General features: G+C 40.0%; 1 protein-coding gene. It reads right to left on the minus strand.

The window, feature by feature from the left end; genetic code table 11:
* Window positions 1-44 precede the first annotated feature (44 nt).
* The gene (locus tag H592_RS22165; protein ID WP_051369142.1) at window positions 45-1,517 is read right to left on the minus strand and encodes an ISKra4 family transposase; all 1,473 of its coding nucleotides are present in this window, start codon (window positions 1,515-1,517) and stop codon (window positions 45-47) included.
* Window positions 1,518-1,654: the final 137 nt, after the last annotated feature.

The raw sequence follows: 1,654 nt of genomic DNA on the forward strand, positions 1-1,654 counted from the left end.
ATGGGTGTAGTTCCTTTGAATCGACGCTTTTTTCAATAAAACAGCTATCCATAGATCCTTTGCCTCGATTGCTTTTTGTGGAAAACCCAATAGTCATTAAAGTCACCACTTGATTTTAATGACCGTAATTTCAATATTGCTTCTGCTCCCTTTAAACTCCAACGGGCACCTGTAATATCTAACCTGTCATTTATAAGGTGTCGGCAAGCCCCTTCAATGACGCCGCTCGCGATAGGGTAGCCTTTTTTTAATGCTTCTCCATATTGTAAACGAAGCTTGTTTTTGAGTAGGTAATCTGCACATTTATTAATATTATCGCGCTTGGTTAACCCCTGCTTTGTTGCACTAATACGCATTCCTTTTGCCACTTGATTACTGTGACCATGAAGTATCTTTAGCGCTCTTTTCTCTACCCATGCTTCAACTTTATCATCGCCTTTTTCATAAAAGCACCACGCCGCTTTCCATACGTATTCAAGTACATGGATAAAGTCCATGACAATGGTGGCTTTGACGTTATGTTTTTTCATGACGCGATTGATTAACCTTATCTGATGAGGATGACCGTCAACCAATACGATCCATTGCCGTTGTTGGGTTGGATCGCGCTGTAAAGCTTCTAGAAATCCAGCTTCAATAACTGATTCTGCACTGTTTTCAATACTGGCCCACACGCGCTTATTGCGCTTTGCAACGTTGAGATGCTGAACGTTACCCCCTTCACTTTCAATTTTCATAATTGATTCTGGCGTTCGAATATGAGGCAGAGCCGTGTAAACCGCTGCAACTTGCGCCATACGTTTTCTATCTTTTTTCTCCCCTGCGCTTAGCCTACTATTCAGTTTTTTGGATTTTAGAGCGGCTTTTTGGGTACATTCACGAAGACCTTCTGGTCGCATTACAACGCCTTTTCCATCGAATGTTAACACCAATAAATTATCGGATTGCTCTGCGCTCGAGTAACGATTTTGTAGGTAAAAATCATCGAAATCCTGCGCGACATCTAGAGCTAATTTAAGGCTTTGCCGCTTTTGTATATAACCACCCGTAGTCCGATTAATTGATTCAACAGCCTCATCATAGGACGATTTTCTTGCTTCAATCGCCACTCTATGGCGTATACCATCAGAGTATTGATCTGAAGGTAAATTTAGCTGACCATCTAATGGGAAAACACTTTTTTGTAAACGTTGGCTGTAGCTTTTACGCTTTACAATAACATCTCCAAAGAGTGTTGTTAGTTTTCGCTTGGTGCCGTGTTTGGTGTGGGTAAGATGTATTCCTTCATCTGTATGAGCGTCAGAAAGTGATTTTTCATTTGCCGCTTTTAGATCGAGATAACCTTGAAACAAGCAGCGTAAAATTTCAAATCCTTCATTTTGAATATACTGCTCAATGTCGCCATGCTCATTATCTCGGAAATTATCAGATTGTAGCTGCTCAATCATGTGATCAATCTGTTTAGTTGCATCAGAAAAGAATGAAAAATCAGGGGTATTCAAGTAAGCTAGATTCATAGAAGGCCTTTTGGTGCTCTTTGTGTTGCGTAGTAACTACATAACTAACACAAAAAGGTTCTTCTTTCTTCTATAAAATTCTATAACCACCTGAAATCAAATAGATCTTCCGTCGATTCAAAAGATCTACACCCAAT

This window comes from Psychromonas arctica DSM 14288, from assembly GCF_000482725.1.
GTDB lineage: Bacteria > Pseudomonadota > Gammaproteobacteria > Enterobacterales > Psychromonadaceae > Psychromonas > Psychromonas arctica.